This window comes from Flammeovirga sp. EKP202, assembly GCF_014534745.1.
Taxonomy (GTDB): domain Bacteria; phylum Bacteroidota; class Bacteroidia; order Cytophagales; family Flammeovirgaceae; genus Flammeovirga.
This window is the reverse complement of the sequence record NZ_JACVVP010000033.1, coordinates 17,903-38,070: the sequence shown is the minus strand read 5'-3', so window position 1 is coordinate 38,070 and position 20,168 is coordinate 17,903. Positions and strand designations below refer to the sequence as shown.

The 20,168-nt window shown below is 35.3% G+C and carries 9 protein-coding genes; 3 read left to right on the top strand and 6 right to left on the bottom strand.

The genetic code is table 11. The features are described 5' to 3' along the window. Positions 1-112 precede the first annotated feature (112 nt). Positions 113-982 carry a sialate O-acetylesterase gene (locus IC221_RS18905; protein WP_188170459.1) on the top strand — a complete coding sequence of 290 codons (870 nt, stop codon included), beginning with the start codon at positions 113-115 and terminating at the stop codon, positions 980-982. Positions 983-1,251: 269 nt separating this feature from the next. Here the strand turns inward: IC221_RS18905 and IC221_RS18900 are convergent, their stop codons facing one another. The 5 genes from IC221_RS18900 to IC221_RS18880 all read right to left on the bottom strand — a co-directional run bounded on the left by IC221_RS18900 (position 1,252) and on the right by IC221_RS18880 (position 10,986). After that, positions 1,252-2,406: an iron-containing alcohol dehydrogenase gene (locus tag IC221_RS18900; RefSeq protein ID WP_188170458.1), complete on the bottom strand. Its 1,155-nt coding sequence runs from the start codon at positions 2,404-2,406 to the stop codon at positions 1,252-1,254. A gap of 274 nt (positions 2,407-2,680) precedes the next feature. Beyond that, entirely contained in the window at positions 2,681-4,015 is a 1,335-nt protein-coding gene (gene fucP / locus IC221_RS18895) for an L-fucose:H+ symporter permease (RefSeq protein ID WP_188170457.1), read from the bottom strand. Between the two features lie 325 nt (positions 4,016-4,340). Further along, on the bottom strand, positions 4,341-5,954 hold the full coding sequence (locus IC221_RS18890) for a SwmB domain-containing protein (RefSeq protein WP_188170456.1): 1,614 nt from the start codon (positions 5,952-5,954) through the stop codon (positions 4,341-4,343). A 74-nt stretch (positions 5,955-6,028) separates the two neighbouring features. Further along, positions 6,029-7,807 carry a RagB/SusD family nutrient uptake outer membrane protein gene (locus tag IC221_RS18885; protein ID WP_188170455.1) on the bottom strand — a complete coding sequence of 593 codons (1,779 nt, stop codon included), beginning with the start codon at positions 7,805-7,807 and terminating at the stop codon, positions 6,029-6,031. Positions 7,808-7,821: 14 nt separating this feature from the next. Next, positions 7,822-10,986, bottom strand: a complete 3,165-nt coding sequence (locus tag IC221_RS18880) for a TonB-dependent receptor (RefSeq protein ID WP_223241429.1) — start codon at positions 10,984-10,986, stop codon at positions 7,822-7,824. 789 nt (positions 10,987-11,775) lie between these two features. Here IC221_RS18880 and IC221_RS18875 point away from each other — a divergent pair. Both IC221_RS18875 and IC221_RS18870 read left to right on the top strand, forming a co-directional pair. After that, positions 11,776-13,557, top strand: coding sequence for a sulfatase-like hydrolase/transferase (locus IC221_RS18875; RefSeq protein ID WP_223241428.1), 1,782 nt, complete (start codon positions 11,776-11,778; stop codon positions 13,555-13,557). Between the two features lie 280 nt (positions 13,558-13,837). Continuing rightward, positions 13,838-17,959: a two-component regulator propeller domain-containing protein gene (locus tag IC221_RS18870; protein WP_188170453.1), complete on the top strand. Its 4,122-nt coding sequence runs from the start codon at positions 13,838-13,840 to the stop codon at positions 17,957-17,959. A 472-nt stretch (positions 17,960-18,431) separates the two neighbouring features. Here IC221_RS18870 and IC221_RS18865 read toward each other — a convergent pair whose 3' ends face one another. Then, positions 18,432-20,105 carry an alpha/beta hydrolase-fold protein gene (locus tag IC221_RS18865; RefSeq protein WP_188170452.1) on the bottom strand — a complete coding sequence of 558 codons (1,674 nt, stop codon included), beginning with the start codon at positions 20,103-20,105 and terminating at the stop codon, positions 18,432-18,434. Positions 20,106-20,168 lie beyond the last annotated feature (63 nt).

Here is a 20,168-nt window from a genome sequence, read left to right as displayed (position 1 = left end):
CAGCACTTGAAACATGATGATTTTTCATCACAAAGATGGGTTTTGTGACAGCCCCTTTTTGATAGGAGCAATTTCATTATCAAATATTCTAGTACTAATGTGGATTTTTAAAATGAAAAGAAAACTACTATTACAACTGTTAGTACTTCTTCCCCTCTTGAGCTTTTCCCAGAACAACGAAGTTTATGTTGTATTACTGGGAGGACAATCCAATATGGCAGGAAGAGGGCAATTTCAAGAACTTAGTTCCAGTAATAAAGATAGGGCTAATGAAGCCTCTCAATACGTTTCCATTGCAAGTGGATCAGCAAAATTAGCTCCCTTATCCTATACTGCTTCAGGCAAACGTCAGGTCAATTTTGGACCTGAATTATTTATTGGTATACGTCTTCATGAGCATTACCCCGATCGGAAATTTATCCTTATCAAAGAAGCTCAGGGAGGCACCTCACTTTATGGAGCATGGCATCCTCAATGGACCCAAGAAAGAGCTTTAATCGGAGAAAGAGATGATAAGAGACAAAAAATGAAGCTGTATGCTAAACACACTCAAGCGATCAAAACGGTCATAGAGCAACTCAAAGCCCAAAAAAATACTGCGATCAAATTTATGGGAATGTGTTGGATGCAGGGAGAAAAAGATTCTAGGTTAGAAGTGACAGCCACTGAATATGGTCAAAACCTTCAATTGTTAATTCAGAGCTACAGACATACTTTTGATGTCGAGGACTTACCTTTTGTATTTGGTCAAATCAACTGTCCACCTCGAACAAAGTTTCCAAAAGGTACAGCAATACTACGACAACAAATGGCCAATGTTTCCAATAGTGAAGATAATATTTACATGATTCCCACCTCAATGCAAGCTGATTGGAAAGATTTTCCGAAGCGAGAGGACAACGTGCATTACAATACATTGGGGCAAGAGAAACTTGGGACTGCTTTTGGTAATCTCTTAATTGAGAGTAATACAACTTTGTAATGGTCTGAAAAAATGGAACCGTCTACAAAAACAAAAGGCTCCCAATGAGGAGCCTTTTGTTGTACGAAAGATAAGAATAAAATAAAACCATAAAAGATTTTCTCCAAAAGATTAATAAAATCAATTGAATTAAATAACACTTTTTGGCATGTAATCACATATGTTAAGCGACAGCGTCATTTGTGCCCAAAAGATCACGAGAAACCTCCTGATTTATAAAAATCACAAATACCCCAAAATTCAGTTTTCAATGCGTTTGACCTCAGTAATTACATTGCAACTTTAAACAACTCTACCGCATCCTCAAAAGTTACTTCTCTTGGATTACCAGGAGCACAAATATCTTTTAATGCATTTTCGGCCATTAACTCAATATCCTCTTCTTTGGCACCTAAAGCACCGATTCCTGATGGAATATTTACTCTTTCCGCCATTTTAGTAATCGCGTCAATCGCTGCTTCGGCCCCTTGTTCGTTGGTCATTCCTGTAACATCAACACCCATTGCTTCTGCAACATTTTTCAATTTAGCTGCACATACTTTAGCATTATAACGCATTACATGAGGTAAAAGCACTGCATTCGCAACACCGTGAGGAATGTCGTATTGACCACCTAATTGATGTGCCATGGAGTGAACAAAACCAAGTCCTGCATTGGAGAAAGATTGTCCTGCAATAAACTGAGCCCAAGCCATTTTACTTCTTGCTTCTAGGTCTTGTCCATTCTCTACTGCTTTCACTAATGATTGTGATACTAACTTGATGGCATAAAGTGCTAAATCATCTGACCAATGGAATGCACCAACTGTAATATAAGCTTCTATGGCATGAGTTAATGCATCTAGACCAGTGGCTGCAGTTAAAGATTTAGGCATTCCGATCATTAACTTCGGATCGTTGACGGCAATGGAAACTAGGCAGTTTTTATCTACCATTACCATTTTCACATTTCTTTTTTCATCAGTGATAACGTAATTAATAGTAACCTCACTAGCAGTACCTGCTGTAGTATTAATGGCCACAATAGGCGTTGAAGGTAATTTTGAAATATGTACCCCTTCATAATCAGCTATATTACCGCCATTAGTTGCTAAAATACCAATTGCTTTTGCTGCGTCTTGAGGAGAACCTCCACCTAATGAAATAATTACATCACATTGTTCGTCTTGTAATTTTTTCAAACCAGTATGCACATTCTCCGTGGTAGGATTAGGCTGTACGTTATCATAAATAACATATTCTAACCCTGCCTCCACAATCATATCAGCAATTGTTTTTGCCATTCCTAATTCATTCAGTGCTTTATCAGTCACTAATAATGCTTTTTTATAAGGAAGACCTTTTAATTCTTCCACTAATTCTTTTAAAGAATCTGGGCCAACTAAACTTAATGGGGGTAAATAAATACGTCTGCTTTCCAACATAACTCATCAAATATTTTAATAAATAATCACACAAAAAATAAAGGTTAAAGAAGGTAATTGGCCTTTCTTTCACATGATAAATATGACAGTTTAAATATTAACAAAAGCAGACATTTATCAACTAAAAAAGTGAATAATATCAATCAAATTTAAATATTTAATATTCTGTATATCAATTATTTAATTGTATTTTACAAATAAAAAAAAGACCCTCAAAAGAGAGCCTTTGTTTAACCTTTAAATATTATAAGTAGTCTAATAATTAAGTGAATTTTTATCCTTTGTCGTATCTTCTAAATCCAAATATTGCAATGATCACAAAACATATAAGTGGTAAAATAAAGGAGAAATTAACTCCATCAATTCCAAAAATAACATCTTGATCAATCATCTTTCCTTGTAAAGGTGGCATCAATGCTCCACCTACAATAGCCATTACTAATCCCGCTGCTCCAAACTCACTGTCTTCTCCTACTTTGTCTAATGCTATCCCATAAATTGTTGGGAACATTAATGACATAAATGCGGATGTGGCTACTAATGCATATAAACCTGTATCACCTCCAACAAAAATCGTAATACTAATTGTTGACACCCCTCCTATTGCAAATAGAGCTAGTAATAATGCGGAGTTGATGTATTTCATCAGGAATGTAGCTACAAAACGGCATCCTAAGAAAATGAACATTGCAATAATATTTAAGCTTTGTGCCTCAGCCTTAGTGTAGCCAATATTTTCTGCATATTGGATTATAAATGTCCAACACATAATCTGAGCACCTACATAAAAGATCTGAGCAATCACACCTTCTCTATAGTCGATGTTTTTTGCTAATTTCTTGATCGTATCCATAACACTAAATTCTTTGCCTGGCTGCTTCTCTTGAGGAATTTTTGTAAGAGCAATGACAATAAACATTGCAATTACTACTACACCTAAAAGAGCATATGGATCTCTGATTACCATAAGGTCATGTAAGCGAATTCCTTCTTTTTCAACCGCTGATAATGTGGTATAAATCAACGATCCGTCTGCCGCTTTCTCAGCTGAATCAAGGTTCGAAAGAATGAACTGCTGAGCTACAAACATTCCTGTAATTGATCCTATTGGATTGAATGATTGAGCAAAGTTAAGTCTTCTTGTTGCTGTTGCAGGTGAACCTAATGATAATATAAGAGGATTTGCTGTTGTTTCTAAAAACGCTAAGCCAAATGTGATGATGTAAAGCGATATTAAAAAGAAGCCAAAGATCTGATATTGTGCTGCAGGAATAAATAACAAACATCCTGTAGCATACAGTCCTAACCCTACTAAAATCACCGATTTATATGAATATTTTTTGATCAAAATGGCCGCTGGAAGTGCCATTGTAAAATAGCCACTATAAAAGGCAAACTGAACTAATGATGCTTTGAAGGTAGAAATTTCCATCACCGTTTGGAAGGCGGATACCATAGGGTTCGTGATATCATTGGCAAATCCCCACAAGGCAAATAATGATGATATTAAAGCAAAAGGCAACAGATATTTCTTATCAATTACTTTATCATTTTTCCCTTCATCCACTGATGGTTTCAAATCAATATTTTCGGCTACAGTACTTTCCATATTTTCCTATTTTTCATCTATTGAATATTTATATTAAAAAATAATAGATGATCTATTTTCGTTTATGAATGCCTTATAAGTAGTAAGACATATATTTCATTTCTTTTCATTAATCTATGTCACAAAACTAGACATCAGGTCACAAATATGTTATCTCAATTCTTTCAATTCATTGAGTTATTATATCATTTTATAGGATTCTAAGCTGTTTTTAAAGAGAAGCACTCTTTTTGGAAATAATTCTTTAAAAAGGATGTATAAAAAAATGGACAACCGACCCTAGAGTCAATTGTCCATTTTTGATAAAAAATACGATTTGATTTGCCTATTCAACAACAGGTCTATCGTCATATTCTTCAATACTTAGGTCTTTCAAATGGTATGGACCATTATTACCTAATTGAAGAATGAAATAAGATGCTAATTGATCATCTGAAGTTTTATCGTAAACAAACTCATAGTGTTCCCACTGATTTAATTGTCTACCTTCAAATTGGTTAGTATTAAAGATACTTACACCTGTCCACCATTGGTGATCAAATAAAGCGATCTTAAATCCTTTAGCATTTACTTCAGACCATAGGTTAAAGCTAATTTTATATTTCTTACCTTTCTTCATTTCGAATCGGCTACCTTTACCGTTCATTTGAAGTGGGCCAGAAGTTTTCACCATGTAGAATACTTTTTCACCCGAACCATCAGGAGCGTCTCTTAATTCGTAAGTTGCATTTGCATTACTTTCAGTCGTTCCTTCTGGAGTATACATATCACCTTCCATTGTAGGTACGTGTGGAGCATGAAGAATTACTTGGTGCATTTTTACAACCTCATCCGTGAAACCTCCACTTACTCTACCATCTGTAGCTTCTAAACCACCAGTATAAGTGACAGTGACCACATCATTGCTATAAATAGTTTCTGCTAATTTGATGTCAATTTGAGCATTATTATCCTCGTTTCTCATCACTGAAGAAATTGCAGCATCCGAACCATTTACTTTTACAGTAAATGCATCCATACCTACAGCACTAGTAAATGTTTCAAAAAGACCATTATAAGCCACTTTGATTGTTTGATCTTCCATTTCTACTACCTCACCTGATAATTCAAATGGTTTTGTAGATTTTACAATGTTGATTTTAGAAGGTAAGTTTAAGAATTTTGATTCGTTTGGTAAGTTTTGATCTTCTCTTTTCGAAGTAATGCTTACACTTAGTCTTCCCATAGCATTTGTAGTGTATAACACTTCCTGATCCTTAAATTCTACACCGCCAATTTTCCATAAACGAGCGTCAGGCTCACCTTTAGTAGTTACATCAACAAATCTAATCTTCTCACCAAATTCAATATCATGAGTTACTGTAGAGTCCATAATGTTCTCTAACTTCTCTCCATTTTCTTTATAGATTTCAATTTCTACTGTAATTGTATCATATACTTTCACATAGAAATCAGTGTTCATTGTCCAAAGTCCATTTTCAAATACAGACTCCATTGTATCAAGTCCTGCAAAAGAAACAGAATCTCTAAATGTATTGTAAAGATTTACGACAAAAGCAGAATCCTCACCAGCTTCATTTTTACCAGATGCTTCAGTGAAAAGAACACTGATTGATTTTTCTTCTGAATAAGTCTCCCCTTCGTTTACAATATAAGGTGTATAATCTTTTACCGTATTTTCAATTTCACCAGCCAAGAATTTAGCACTAGTTGGAATAGTCCAACCGTGATCAACTGTACCTCTTGATAAATCTGAAAAAGCGATAAAACTATTCAGACCTACTCTCATTGTATCTGCAAAATTGAAGTTTGTATTTGACTTACTCGTATACCACATGGCATCCGAGAACTCATTCGGCACATCATATTCTTTATTATTACATGCATTCAAGCATAATAATAAAGTAAGTGCACTAAATATATATTGTAATGTTTTCATTTATTTCAAAATTTGATAGTGAATGAGTACACAGACAGTACTATGCTATGGTCATGTCTGTGTACTTATTGCTATTAGTTAAAGTAAGGATTAGCTGCACTTTCCACACTTGGGATAGGGAAGTAATCATGTAATTGTGGTACATAATTTTGAGCGGAAGTTTCAAACTCCACTCTATTTAAGTGAGTTCTTCCTGCAGGATCCTCTCCTTCATAAAGTACCGATGCCCAAATATTCTTATTATCTGGAGTCACGTACTTATCTACATGATATTTACGTTCTGCTAGATCTTTGAAACGATCACCAATAACACCCCATCTTCTAAGGTCTAACCAACGAATTGCGTGCCCTTCAACAGCTAATTCCAATGGACGCTCAATGTACATTAAGTGCTCCATTAATTCTTGTGCTGAGTACGTTTTCTCATTATGCTGAGATCCCGTGTAATCACTTACTGAAGAAGGACCAATTAATTCTAAAGCTGAACGGTAACGCACTTTATTGATATATCTTAATGCTTCGTTTACACCTGCTGCATCAGAACCACCTTTAATTAAAGCTTCTGCATACATTAAATAAACATCCGCCAAACGAATTACAGTTACATTCATTCCTGAACGAGCAACATTATCATCTCCTAGTTCGGTAGTACGAGTTTCCCAACGAGAGTACTTTCTAAAGTAAGCTTGCTTTTGGTTAAACAACTTATTTCCATACTCATAAGGTAAGCTTTGATAATAAGGTACAATATCATCAATCATCACAACAGAATTAGAAGCTCTAAGTGAATAAGGTCTTAATGCTGTTTCTCCGTCATCATTTACATAATAGTTTCTAGGATCTGTAGGATCAATAGGCTCATTTTTGTAAAGTAAAGCTAACCAGAAAGAAGGTTGTAGTGTACCCCAACCACCGAAAGTTCTTGTGACAAAACCTCTTACAATATCATTTGATGTTGAAGCATCGTCGTTGATATTAAACTCCGTATTGAAATTACTTGAGTAATTAACTTCTAAAATTGATTCAGTATTAAACTCTGATTCCTCTCTGAAATTTTCAATATAATTGGTAGTCAGAGCATAACCATAATTATCAATTACATCTTTAAAATATAAAGCCGCATTTTCATAGTCACCTTCATAAAGGTAAGTCTTTCCTAATACGGCAGAAGCTGCACCTGCTGTCACTCTACCTGCTTGACTTTCTGCCCAAGAAATAGGTAAGTTTTTCATAGCAAATTCAAGATCTTCGCGAATGAACTCTCTCATCTTCTCAGGCTCTAGTGGAGCTTGATAGAAGTCTTCTTCAGCCGTCGGTACAAAATCATACTTTACTACTCTACCATTATTGAAAGTATTGTAAGCATAAAAATGGAATAAACCTCTAAAGAAACGAGCTTGACCTAATACTACACGGTGAAGATTATCTTCTGTTATTGGAATCTCCTCTCCGTTTTCATCCAACTCAAACTCTTCAGGATAAACCTTATAGTAATTTGCTATAGTTTGGTTTGCTCTGAAAATTCCTTTATAAATACGTGACCACTTATCGGCAATTGTAGCCGTTGCAGAGTTATAAGTTTTATGGTATAGCTGATCGCCTACCAATGGAAAACTTTGAGTACCTACAAAACAAATGTCATCACGTCTTACCTCATTGACGATATTCAATAAAGATTTTTCTTTGAAAGTACTGTATACCGCTGTTAAACTTGAATTTAACTGCTCAGGTGTACTACCAAAATCATCTGAGTTAAGAGCATTAGGGTTTGTCTCTTCCAAAAAACTCTGGCATGACCACATTGATGAGGCCAATAAGGTACCTAATATAACTTTATATAATTTCTTTTTCATTGTTTTAATACTGATTAGAAGCCAAACTGTAAACCAAAACGGTATGATGCTGTTACAGGGTAAGTACCCTTATCAATACCTCTTGTACTTAATCCATTGTTTCCAACCTCAGGATCAAAACCTGAGTAATTTGTAAATGTCAATGGATTGATTGCTGTTGCGTAGAATCTTAATTTACTGATTCCCATTTTCTTCGTTAATGTGTTTGGTAATTGGTAACCCAATGTTACGTTACGTAAACGAATAAATGAGCCATCTTCGATATAGATATCATTTCGACCTCTATAGTTTTCGTGACCACCACCTCTGTTGGCAGGAATCTCAGAATCAAAGTTTGCTTCAGTCCACTGATAAACCATATCTCTATGAACACCTTGTTGGTAAGCATAAGCCTTATTACCATTGATTACTTCACCACCAATGGCTGCATAGAATTGTACCGTTAAATCAAATCCTTTGTAAGATCCACCTAAGTTAAGACCTACTTCGTAGTCAGGCATACCACTACCCATATATACTCTATCTTGATCATCAATGATACCGTCACCTGAATCAGGAATACCATCGCCTGTTGTATCTACAGTTGGTTGATCTACTAATCTTAAATCACCAATTCTTGCACCAACGTTGAAGATTTCATTGTACTCGTCTACTTCTTGTTGTGTTCTTAAGATACCATCTGATTCGATCAAGAAGAAAGCACCTGCTTCATATCCTTCTTTCAACACAGACAGTTTATCTTGTGCATTACCACCAATTGTTACAGCTTCACTACCTCTCATGTAAGATTCTTTGTTAGTACCCGCCATTTTAGTGATCTTATTCTCATTTTTAGAGAATGTTGCTCCAACGTTCCAGCTGAAATCTTTCTTGCCAACATGCTTATAATTCGCTGAGAATTCCATACCTCTGTTATTCATGTTACCTACGTTCAATACTACTTGAGGTGTCATACCACCACCCGTAGAAGAAGGAATTAGAACAGGGAATAACATATCCTCTTTGTCAGTGTTATAAACATCAGCTGTCAATGTTAGTTTATTATTGAAGAAACCTAAATCTAAACCAAGGTTAGTTTGAATTGTAGTTTCCCACTGTACATTAGCGTTAGCATAACTTCCTTGAGCCGCACCAGAACTTAAACTTTCAGATCCACCAGTACCAAATACAGCATCCTTATAAAGATCAACACTTGCTGCATAACTATAGTCTAAGAAGTTTTGGTTACCAGTAGTACCGTGGCTACCTCTAAACTTAAATGTATTTACCGTTTCACCTACACTGTTTTTCCAGAAGTTCTCTTCTGCTACGTTCCAACCTACTGAAACTGATGGGAAAATCCCCCAACGTTTTCCTTCAGCAAATCTAGATGAACCATCTCGTCTTACACTAGCACTGAATAGATAACGACCTTTGTAGTTGTATTGTAATCTACCCAACACACCTACTAAGTGTGTTGTTTTATTTTGTAAGAAACCAGTTTGGTTACCTGCTAAGTTATCTGAAGTAGCACCGTTAATTACAGTGATATCATTACTAACTAAATCTCTTCTTGAACCAAAGAATGAATTGTAATTATAGTTTTCTAAAGAGAATACACCCAACACTCTGAACTCATGACCTTCGAATTTCTTAGTGTAATTCACCATACTTTCCCAAGACCAGTTATCTCTGCTACCACTAGTTTGTCTCACACCAGATCTGTAACCATTAATAGATACCAATTCACCTTGGTTATTGTAAGATTCAATAATTGGTTCAATCAACGTACGAGTATCTTCTGTTACACTACCACCAAAACGTGTTGACAATTTCAAGCCTTTCATCACTGCATAATCCAACTTGAAGTTGTAGTTTGCTTGATTTAAGATACTTTGATCATCACGGTGTAATTTTGTTTGGATGAAAGCAAGGTTCTGAACGTTGTTCGTGTTTTCATCGTCAATTAATGTTATAGTTGAATTTGGATCAACCGCTTGTTGGTAAGGTTTGTGTCTATAGGCATCTGTTAATAATGTGACAGGAGTGTAAGCTCTTTCTTCTCTTTTTAAGGCTAAGTTTGTAGAAAAAGTAAACTTCTTTTTCTTGTATACTGAGTTTGAACGAAGACTCATACGCTCAAAACCTGAGTTGATCACTGAACCATCTTGTGAGAAGTAGTTACCAGTAAGGCTATATCTAAAACCTTTTTGACCACCTGAAGCTGTTAAACTGTAGTTTTGAACTGGAGCGTTATCTCTCATGATTACACTCGTCATTTCAGTATCACGCGTAAACGCTGCTGCATTTTCCTGAATTGGAGTCCAGAAATTCTCTTTATTGTTTACATCATTCAAGTTTCTGATTCTGATGTTCTCAGCATACATATACTCTTCAAAATTCATTGTGTGAACACCAGATGTAATTTTTTGGATACCATAGTAACCATCGAAGTTGATTTTCATCTGACCCTCATCACCTTGCTTCGTAGTAATCAAGATGACACCTGCGGCACCTCTTGTACCATAAACTGCTGCAGAAGCGGCATCCTTTAATACGTCAACTGTTGCAATTTCATTTGGAGATAATCCCGGATCGCCGTCAAACGGGACACCATCCACTACATATAAAGGAGTACTAGAACCCGTTACTGAACTCAGACCACGGATCATAATGTTGGCCGCCGCACCTGGCTGACCTGAAGAGGCTTGCACGTTTACACCTGCAATCTGACCTTGTAATGCACTGGCCATATCAGAAGTAGCATTTTTAAGTAATTCCTCTCCGTCCATTCTACCAACGGCACCGGTTACTTCTTTCTTCTTCTGCTCGCCATAACCAATCACCACAATTTCATCCAATGCTTTCACATCCAATTCCATGTTGATGTTGATCACAATACGATCACCTACTTTTGTTGTTTGGTCTCTATAACCAATTGAAGAGAATTTTAAAACTGTTTGTTTATTTGGGACTATCAGTTTATAAATACCCTCAAAATTAGTTACGCTACCTTGCGTTGTTCCCTCAATCACGACATTTACTCCAGGCAATGGGTAACCATTTTCATCGACTACTTTACCTGTAATAACATTTTTCTTTTTCTGGCCATAGGCCTCTACTGAAAGCATAGCACCAACCATAAGAAATAATATCAATACCTTATGGAGACTATACGACAGTTTAACACATTTCCACATAGTTCGCTTTTGTGTAATAAGTTGAACATTCATTTCATACTTCAAAATTAGCTTGGACTTTTAAAATTCTTTAAAACAAATTGTGCATAAATAGGGGGATAAATGAGCACTGTTTTGAAGAAATATGGAGCTATGAGGGAAGGATCATTTCAAAACATCCCCTTTTTGAAAAAAATACCTAAACAACAGATTACGAACATGGATATTCTTCATTTTTGGACAGATAGTAATGTTTTTCATATAAAAGTGACTATTTTACGTTTAAAATATAGGGGGATAGATTGTATAATTAAAAAATGGTAAATTGAAAAAAAGAAGCCCCCCTGCAGCGTTACCAAAAATACTACATTATTTGTAAAAAAAACATTTATTTTTCAATGATTTTTTTTAAGATTCTCTAACATTTGAGTTTTCAAATTAAAAATCCCCCACTACTTAGGCCTTATTTTTGGCTAAGGATCTGATTTTAGTAGTCTAACTTGCCTTCTGTAAAATTACAACTACATATTTTAAGCATTTCAACGAATGGGCCAACCATAATTGAATAACTTTGTACATCTTAATCAATGTACTTGAGCATGTTGCAAATGAGATGTTGAAATTCATATATTATATAATAAGGTATAATTACTTCATCAGGAATTTAAAACAAGCTTATCTTAGATGGTGACTACTTCCTAATTTTTTGAAATGTACTTTAAACTTTTTTTTCTAAATCTTAAGAATGAAATGAGAAAGACAACTTTTTACTCTTGTTTGATCTTCTTCATGTGCCTTAATAACTACTTAATGGCACAAAGCAAGCCTAATGTCCTATGGCTTCTAACTGATGATCAAAGACATGATTCTATCCGAGCATTCAATAAAATGCTAACAGGTGAGAAAAACAGTAAACTAGGCTATGTTGAATCCCCCAATGTAGACCGCTTGGCTTCAATGGGAACTACCTTTATTAATACCTACTGTCAAGCTGCAGGATGTGCTCCTTCTAGAACTTCTATGCACTTAGGAAGGTACCCATTCCGTTCTGGCGTTTATGAGTTTGAATACTATAATAATAGCTTACCTCACTTTAAGCCTACGCTACCGGAACAAATGCAGGCTTTGGGTTATCAAACATTGCATATTGGTAAACTAGGGGTCAGAATCAAAGAGTTACAGAAAAATGGCAAAACAAAAGGCCATAAGATCTATGAAACTGATATTGATTTTAAATCCCTTCATAAGGATCGATTGACAGACTGGGGGAAAGACTGGGCTTCTCAAGTGGAAGGTGAGAAATTAGAGAAACCTATTAAAAACCTTGAATATGTTGTACAAGAAAATGGTGAGGTCATTTATATCTCCAAGGATTTGGAAGAAATGAAGCCTGAATACAAAGGTTCTGCACAAAAAGCCTACGATAAATACGACCTACTCAGACATTATAATGATAAAAAAGGGCCTCAAACACCGTTTTCAGGGGGTATTTTATCTGGGGTAAGTTCACAACCTGCCGGTAAAACACGTGATGGCGTGTATGCACAAGCGCTAGTGGATTATCTAGAAAATGATGCTTCTACCTTTAAAATTGGCAGTAAAACCTACAAGGGTATTGACGACTCTAAACCACTTTTCTGTCATGTAGGTTTTGATTTCCCGCACACGCCTGTCCTTCCTCCTGCTGATTACAGAAAACGTTTCCAAAAATACACGTACAATGTTCCTGAATTGGATGCGAATGAAATGAACAAAATGCCTAAACAACTTAAGAATCAGGTAAAAAGAGGGTATTCAGATCATTTTACGGATGAGGAAAAGCAAAAAATGGTACAGGATTACTATGCATTCTGTGCTTATGGCGACCGTTTAATCGGTGAAACGGTAGATGCTTTTATTAAATACAGTGAAAGTAAAAACCAAGAATGGTTGATTGTTTATGTATGTGGTGATCATGGTTGGAAATTAAATGAACACGGTTCTGTTTCTAAATTCTCTCCTTGGGATGTAGACGTACACAATCCAATTATTGTGGTTTCTTCAGATAAGAAAAAATTCCCTAAGGGTAAAGTTGTAAGAGATTTCACTGAGTTTGTAGACATCGCTCCTACTATTCTAGCAGCTGGTGGTGCAGATATTCAAAGTGATGACTTTGCTTACTTAGATGGTTTGGATATGGCAAAGGTAGTAGCTGAAGAAGCACCAAAAAGAGATTATATCATTGGAGAAAGTCATGCAGTGACGGGTCCTAGAGCATTCATTAGAACAGAGCGTTTCATGTTTTCTATTCAATCAAGACCAAATAAAGTAAGAGGTAAAGATATGGAATGGGCTACTACGGCTAGTTATAAAGATTTGGACCCTTGTCTTTATGATTTACAAAAAGACCCTAACGAATTGAACAATCTGGCATTCTCTAAAAAATATCAGAAAGTTGCTGAGCAAATGAAAGAGAAATTAGTCAATATCGTAATTGGGGATAACCGAGTGGAAGTAAACTGGAAAAAGTGGGGTACTGGTACAGATGTTTACAAAAGTAACTTTGCTGAAGGTGCTCATGATTACAAGTTAAAATTGGACGAAAGCTTATAAAATAGAAGGACAATAATTGTCAATAAATTGACATTTGTTCCAACAAATTCAAAACACCCCCTTTCATTGAACTTAGTTTTTTGAAAGCGGGGTGTTTTTATATTTCAAAAAAAGGTGGGTTATGCAACAAATAAGGTGGGGTATTTTTGCAAAAAACAGTTTAAGTAGCTTATTTGACACTCCCTCTAGGGGGAAAAACTAAGAAAGTCCCCTAATTGTACTCACGAAACGACACGTCTCTAATGGTGGAGATACTTTTTTAATGAAATTGAATTATAGGATGAAATTATTACTACACCATATACTATTCGCTTTACTCTTACTGAGTACAACCTGTTACGCCAATACTAAAGATTTAATTTTTAATCATTACACCACTCGTCATGGCTTGTCACAAAATGACATCAACTGTCTCTATCAAGACAGTCAAGGGTTATTGTGGATTGGTACTAACGATGGTTTCAGTAGCTTTGATGGTTACGAGTTCAAAGACTATAGAAAAAACACACACAATATCCCTACAAACATTATCAATCGTATTGTAGAAGATCACTTCGGCAACCTATGGTTAGGCACAGCAGATGCTGGTATTTGTAGATTCAACCTTGAAACGGAAGAATTCACAGCATTCATGAATTCAAAAGAAACGCCTAAGTTATTTACCAAAAATAATGCTTCACGAATGATCCTTGATGCTGAAGGCAACCTATGGTTTGGTAATTCAAAGGGTTTGAATTGTGTCAAAAAGAAATATTTGAATAAAGATCAAATTGAGGTCAATAAATATCAGGCTAATCCACATAATCAAGAAAGTCTTTTACAAGATCATGTCCGTGACATCTATATTGATGCAGATGGCAACCTATGGATTGGTACTTTAAAAGGGTTACAAAAATTTATCCCGCCCACAGGCAATAAAGATTATGGTACTTTTAAAAGTTACCCTAATACCGCTAGTAAAAACAATGGCATCTTAGGGATTACTGAAAGTGATAAGGCACTGATCATTGCTTATTACAATGGTATTTATGAAGTGACTAAAGAAGGTGATAAACCGGAAGACTTCAAGTTTAAAAAATTATCTGACCTGCGTAGTGATTATGTGTTATGCGATAATCAAAATAATGTATGGGCGGGAACGAAGGCTGGACTTTTCAGATTGAAATTCGGTCCACAAAAAGATAAGCTTGTGGTATTGGAACATTATGATAAAGATGAATACCTCAACACCAACATCATTCATATGATCTACGAAGACAAAACGGGCATTGTTTGGATCGGTACTAATGGTGGAGGAATTAAAAAATACAACCCTAAGAGAAAGAAATTCCAACACATCAAAAAAGAGAGAGACCAAAAAAGCTTGTCTTACAATAAAGTGAGATCTGTTTTTGAAGACTCGTATGGTAGACTTTGGGTAGGTACTGAAGGTGGTGGGCTGAATTACTTAGAGCCTAACGCTACTGAATTCAAAAAAATGAATGTGGCTACTGGTATCAGAGGTCAAAATATGGTCTACGATATTGAAGAGTGGAACGGACAGTTGATATTTGGAGTGGGTTACCCTCTTCGTTCTCTTGCCATCCCTATTGAAAAAGCACACTTATTGGAAAAGCAATTATGGAAAAGTTCTTTCTTTCACCCTGCTAATTTGAAAAATTCTGTTTTCTCAATTGAAACAGATGGTGATTCTACAATTTGGTTGGCCTCTTATGGTGGTGGGTTGACAAGAGGAATTTTACAAAAGAACAATTCTATTCTTTGGAAAAAAATTGACATCCAACAAACTGAAGAGTACAAAGATCCATTTGAAGTGATCAGAAGCCTTTTAGTAGATAGTAAAGGCAACTTATGGGTAGGTAGCAATCAAGGTTTGATTATCATTCCAAAAGAAGAGAAACTGAAGGATAGACCCGATTTCAAATTATTTATCAGTGATGATGATGACAACACTTCATTGAGCTACAATTACGTTCTGCCTATGTATGAGACGAGCAATGGCGAAATTTGGGTAGGTACAATGGGCGGCGGTCTTAATGTCGTTACGGCCGATTATGATATCAACTCCATCAAGTTTGACCGTATCACTGTCAATGATGGCCTTCCGAATAATGCCATCAAAGCTATTCTTGAAGATAACTACGGCAATGTTTGGGTATCAAGCAATAAAGGTATTAGTAAGATTTCCATCAAAAATAGAACGATCAAAAACTTTGATGTAAGCGATGGACTGCAAGACGATGAGTTTGGAGAACTCACGGCCTGTAAGCGTAAAAATGGTGAATTAGTATTTGGTGGTGTAAACGGTATTAATGTTTTCAACCCTCATGAAATCGTTGATGACATCACAAATGCAGATTTAGTATTTACGGAATTAAAGATTTTAAACAATGTCATTAGCCCTGCCGATGAGGATAACGATATTTTGAATAAATCAATTCGCTACACTAAGTCGATCACAATTGATGCAAACCAAAATAGCTTCTCAGTGAAGTTTGCCTATTTGCATTATGCTTCTCCAAACAAAAACAGCTACAAATATAAATTAGTAGGTTTGGATAAAAATTGGGTAACAGCAGATGCGATGCAAAGAGAAGCAAAGTATACGAATTTATATCCAGGTGAATACACCCTATTGGTGAAAGCTTCGAATGGTGATAATATTTGGAAATCTGACCCGATTGACCTTAAAATCACAATTCTTCCCCCTTGGTGGATGACTTGGTGGGCAAAATTAATGTATTTCGTGATCTTCGTTGGACTTGTGTATTTCTTCTCTCGCTTTACGATCATTACAGCAAGAAGAAAATCTCAATTGGAAATGGTGAAATTCGAGAACGAGAAATTGGAAGATTTGAGTCAGTTGAAAATGCAATTTTTCACAAATATCTCTCACGAGTTACGCACACCATTAACCTTGATCAATACGCCAATAGAACAACTCATCAAGAAAGGTAGAGAATTATCAGAATATGATAGAGAGAAATCTTATCAGTTGATTCATAAAAATATCCAACACTTAATGCGTCTAGTAAATCAATTATTGGACTTCAGAAAAGTGGAGCAAGGCAAAATGAAACTCAACTTAACGAGAGGAAATTGGAACACATTCATTGAACAAATCTATTTTTCTTTCAAGGAGTTTTCTGAACAAACGAATATCAATTATACGTTCCAAAAGACAGATGATAATATTCATGGCTTGATTGATACGGATAAAGTAGAAAAAATACTTTATAACCTACTTTCCAATGCTTTCAAATTCACTACTGATGGTGAAATCAATTTAAGCATCAAACAAGAAAATGACCGCATTTTGATCACACTTCAGGATACTGGTATTGGAATTCCAAAAGAAAGACAACAACATCTTTTTGAACGTTTCTATCAAGTGGATAACTTAAAAAGAGCACGTCATAGAGGTACCGGTATTGGTTTGGCCTTTACGAAAAGTCTTGTGGACCTTCACCATGGTGAAATCACTTTAGAAAGTGAACAAAATAAAGGCACTACATTCTTCTTATCTTTCCCAATCAATGACGAAGCTTATGATGGAGAATTTATTGAAGAAACACCTCAAGAAGAGACAAAATCTTTAATTGAAGATGAAGAATATTTAGAAACTTCAACAAAGGCTAAAATTGTGGTGATCGATGACAACCTTTCGATCAGAGAATTATTAAAAGACCTCTTGAAAGATACGTATGATGTATTCTTGGCTGAGAATGGTGCGAAGGGATTAGAACTTGCTAAAGAAGTAATGCCTAACCTAATTCTTTCGGATATCATGATGCCTGTAATGGACGGCTATGAACTGACTAAAAAAGTACGTGAAGACAATCAGATTTGTCACCTTCCGATTATCTTACTGACGGCCAAGAAATCGGAAGAGAGTAAACTGAAAGGGTACGAATACGGCGTGGACGCTTATGTCACCAAACCATTTAACTCTGATGTTTTACTAGCTAGAATCTTCACAATCATTGAAAACAGACGCAACCAACAAAAACGCTTTAGAGTAGATGTAGACATTCAACCTAGTGAAATCACGTTTACAACGATTGATGAGAAATTCTTGAACCGATTGGTTGAAATCGTAGAGGAAAATATTTCAGACTCTGAGTTTACAGTTGAAAAACTAGCCTTGGAATATGGAGCTACACCACTCCGATTAAATCAAAAACTAAAAGCCTTAACAGGTCAAACTGCAAAAGGATTTATCCGAAATATAAGACTGAAACGTGCGGCTCAAATGCTGAAATTAGGTCGATTTAGTGTCAGTGGCGTTACTTATGAAGTAGGTTTCAATGACCTTAAGTATTTCAGAAATTGCTTTAAGAAAGAATTCGGTGTACTTCCTTCTCAATACGCAAAAGAGATTGAAGCGGACAAGATTCCATAGTGACAAGATGTTTTACCTTTATCACTGTTAGAAATCGGGCGATTTCTGATGATTTACGAGATACGAATGTTGCTAACGCTTAATATTCGCTTAGGTAATAGCTTAATAAAGATTGCAGCAATGTAGAAGTGTAATTATATATAGAATAGAATATTAAAGGCCCACTAGTTCGCTTGTGGGCTTTTTGTACCTTGACTATTTGGGAGAGAGTATAAAATAAACGTTACCCGTTTTTTTTAAAAATTTATAGAAGTACTTATTGAAAACTGTGGCAAATCAATCCTCAAAAGAAAGTGCTGAGTTTAAGCAAATACGTGACTTGGCACTTCAATAACTTCTATCTATTCAATCCTTACAGGGGAAGGTGATGTATTGACAACTCTATTAAAGCAATATTTAATTTGACAAATAATAACTAATTTAAGAGTTCAGAAGAAAAACGAGACAGTGTTCAACTGACATTCCCATTAAATTACAGCTCTAATTTTATTTGATTGACCCAGACCTGAGATCTATCTCTATTTTGTTCAAAACTCAAATGCATAAACTCTTTATCATATTTCACTTTTCCATTAAAATATAACTTTTGATTGATGAATACCTTCACCTTTTTATGAAGGTCCACCATTTCTGGAGAAATATTAATAGCCAAAGATGAGATACGTGAAGTTTTAATTTCAAATGTATTGTCTTCGTATTTTGCAATCACCTTTCCTGATTTTCTAGGAAAACTAAATGCATCTTTATGAACATCAATTGTAATTAAGCTATCCTCTTTATTGTATTCTTGCCACTGATCTATGGTGAAATTGATTTCTTTTTGCCAGCTTTCTTGGGCTTGTAAAGTATCCAATTTTATTGCTGATAACCAATCAATATTCGCGTAATTATTGTCGTCAAGTTCCCAGGATATTGAAGTCGGGAATGGATTTCTTGTTCTCTTATTTAAATCTTCAAAAAGTAGTTGATAAGCCGGTTCTGATTCATCAAACTTTGGAAACCAATGAGGAAAGCCCTCGTACCTATAGTCTTTATAATCCATATTCAATGAAAGCATTACACTATCCATTTGATCATTGGCGTTAGGTGGATAATAATAATCTTGATTCGTTGAGAAATTAATAAAAGATCGGTTCGTCATATTTTCAACAAAGGTCCCTCCTGTAAAAACTTTTGGATAAGTATTGAAGCCATAGCAACCTGCAAAATCTGTAGGTGCTTTCATCAGGTATGAAAAAGAACCCGTTGCCCCATTCGAATGTCCCGTAATAAAGATCTTATTGTCATCTATATTGATGGCTTTTTTTACGGACTTCACAATCTCCGGTATCATAAAAAAGCCATCGTCTGACATCATCCAATTGTACTGTTTGTTGGCACTTGTGAAAATCAAAACCACATTATTTAAATCTCCATACTTTTTGTAGTATCTATTCCAACCACTTAAGTTCACTTCCGGTATCTGATACTTATCCAATTTGCCATATCCTACGGCACCATGCAGGAAAAATAACATTGAATATTTTTGATTTGGATCATAATTTTCAGGTAAGTGTACGTGGTATGAAGTTGATGTAGAATCATTAATATTTAAGGCAATTGAATAATCACTTTGCTTTTTTGTTATATATGGATTGTAGGTTTGAATTGCCTTGTAGAGCCCTTTATTTTTTGGAGTTAATGTTTCACCTGAAGTCTTAAAAAATTCATCCTCACTTTGTTTTAGGGTTTGAAAAAAAACAAGACTGTCTTTTTGAGCTTGCTGTTTCAATGTTTTCCAACGCGGATCACTCATCAGGTTTTTATAATCATCCTCTGCATAATCGTCTAATACATAACTCCACCCAGGATAGCCATCTTCATCTTTTTCCATTTCTGCCAATGGTATCAAGTACTCAAATGCTTTATCATAGTTTTTCATCATTGCATTTAAAGTTGAAGCATAATAAAGACCTGTTCCATCAATGCTATCTGGAAAGGCTTCAAATGCATTTTCTATCATTTGATATGCTTTCTGATATTTCGTTTCCTCTTCTACATTAATGATATGAATAGCTTCACTCGTTAGGTCAGAATAGCTTTCTTGTGCCATCACTTTTGATACAAAAAGAGAGAATAGTAGTGTTACAATACAATAGTTTTTCATTTGAAAGTTTAATTCAATTGGTTGATTTAGAAATAAAAATGAAGTTACAATTTTATTTTCGAA

Bases quoted from the DNA above. Each gene is read 5' to 3' on its own strand.
- IC221_RS18900 (WP_188170458.1), bottom strand. From the start codon at position 2,406: ATGTTGGAAAGCAGACGTATTTATTTACCCCCATTAAGTTTAGTTGGC.
- IC221_RS18905 (WP_188170459.1), top strand. From the start codon at position 113: ATGAAAAGAAAACTACTATTACAACTGTTAGTACTTCTTCCCCTCTTG.
- IC221_RS18890 (WP_188170456.1), bottom strand. From the start codon at position 5,954: ATGAAAACATTACAATATATATTTAGTGCACTTACTTTATTATTATGC.
- fucP (WP_188170457.1), bottom strand. From the start codon at position 4,015: ATGGAAAGTACTGTAGCCGAAAATATTGATTTGAAACCATCAGTGGAT.
- IC221_RS18885 (WP_188170455.1), bottom strand. From the start codon at position 7,807: ATGAAAAAGAAATTATATAAAGTTATATTAGGTACCTTATTGGCCTCA.
- IC221_RS18870 (WP_188170453.1), top strand. From the start codon at position 13,838: ATGAAATTATTACTACACCATATACTATTCGCTTTACTCTTACTGAGT.
- IC221_RS18880 (WP_223241429.1), bottom strand. From the start codon at position 10,986: ATGTGGAAATGTGTTAAACTGTCGTATAGTCTCCATAAGGTATTGATA.
- IC221_RS18875 (WP_223241428.1), top strand. From the start codon at position 11,776: ATGGCACAAAGCAAGCCTAATGTCCTATGGCTTCTAACTGATGATCAA.
- IC221_RS18865 (WP_188170452.1), bottom strand. From the start codon at position 20,105: ATGAAAAACTATTGTATTGTAACACTACTATTCTCTCTTTTTGTATCA.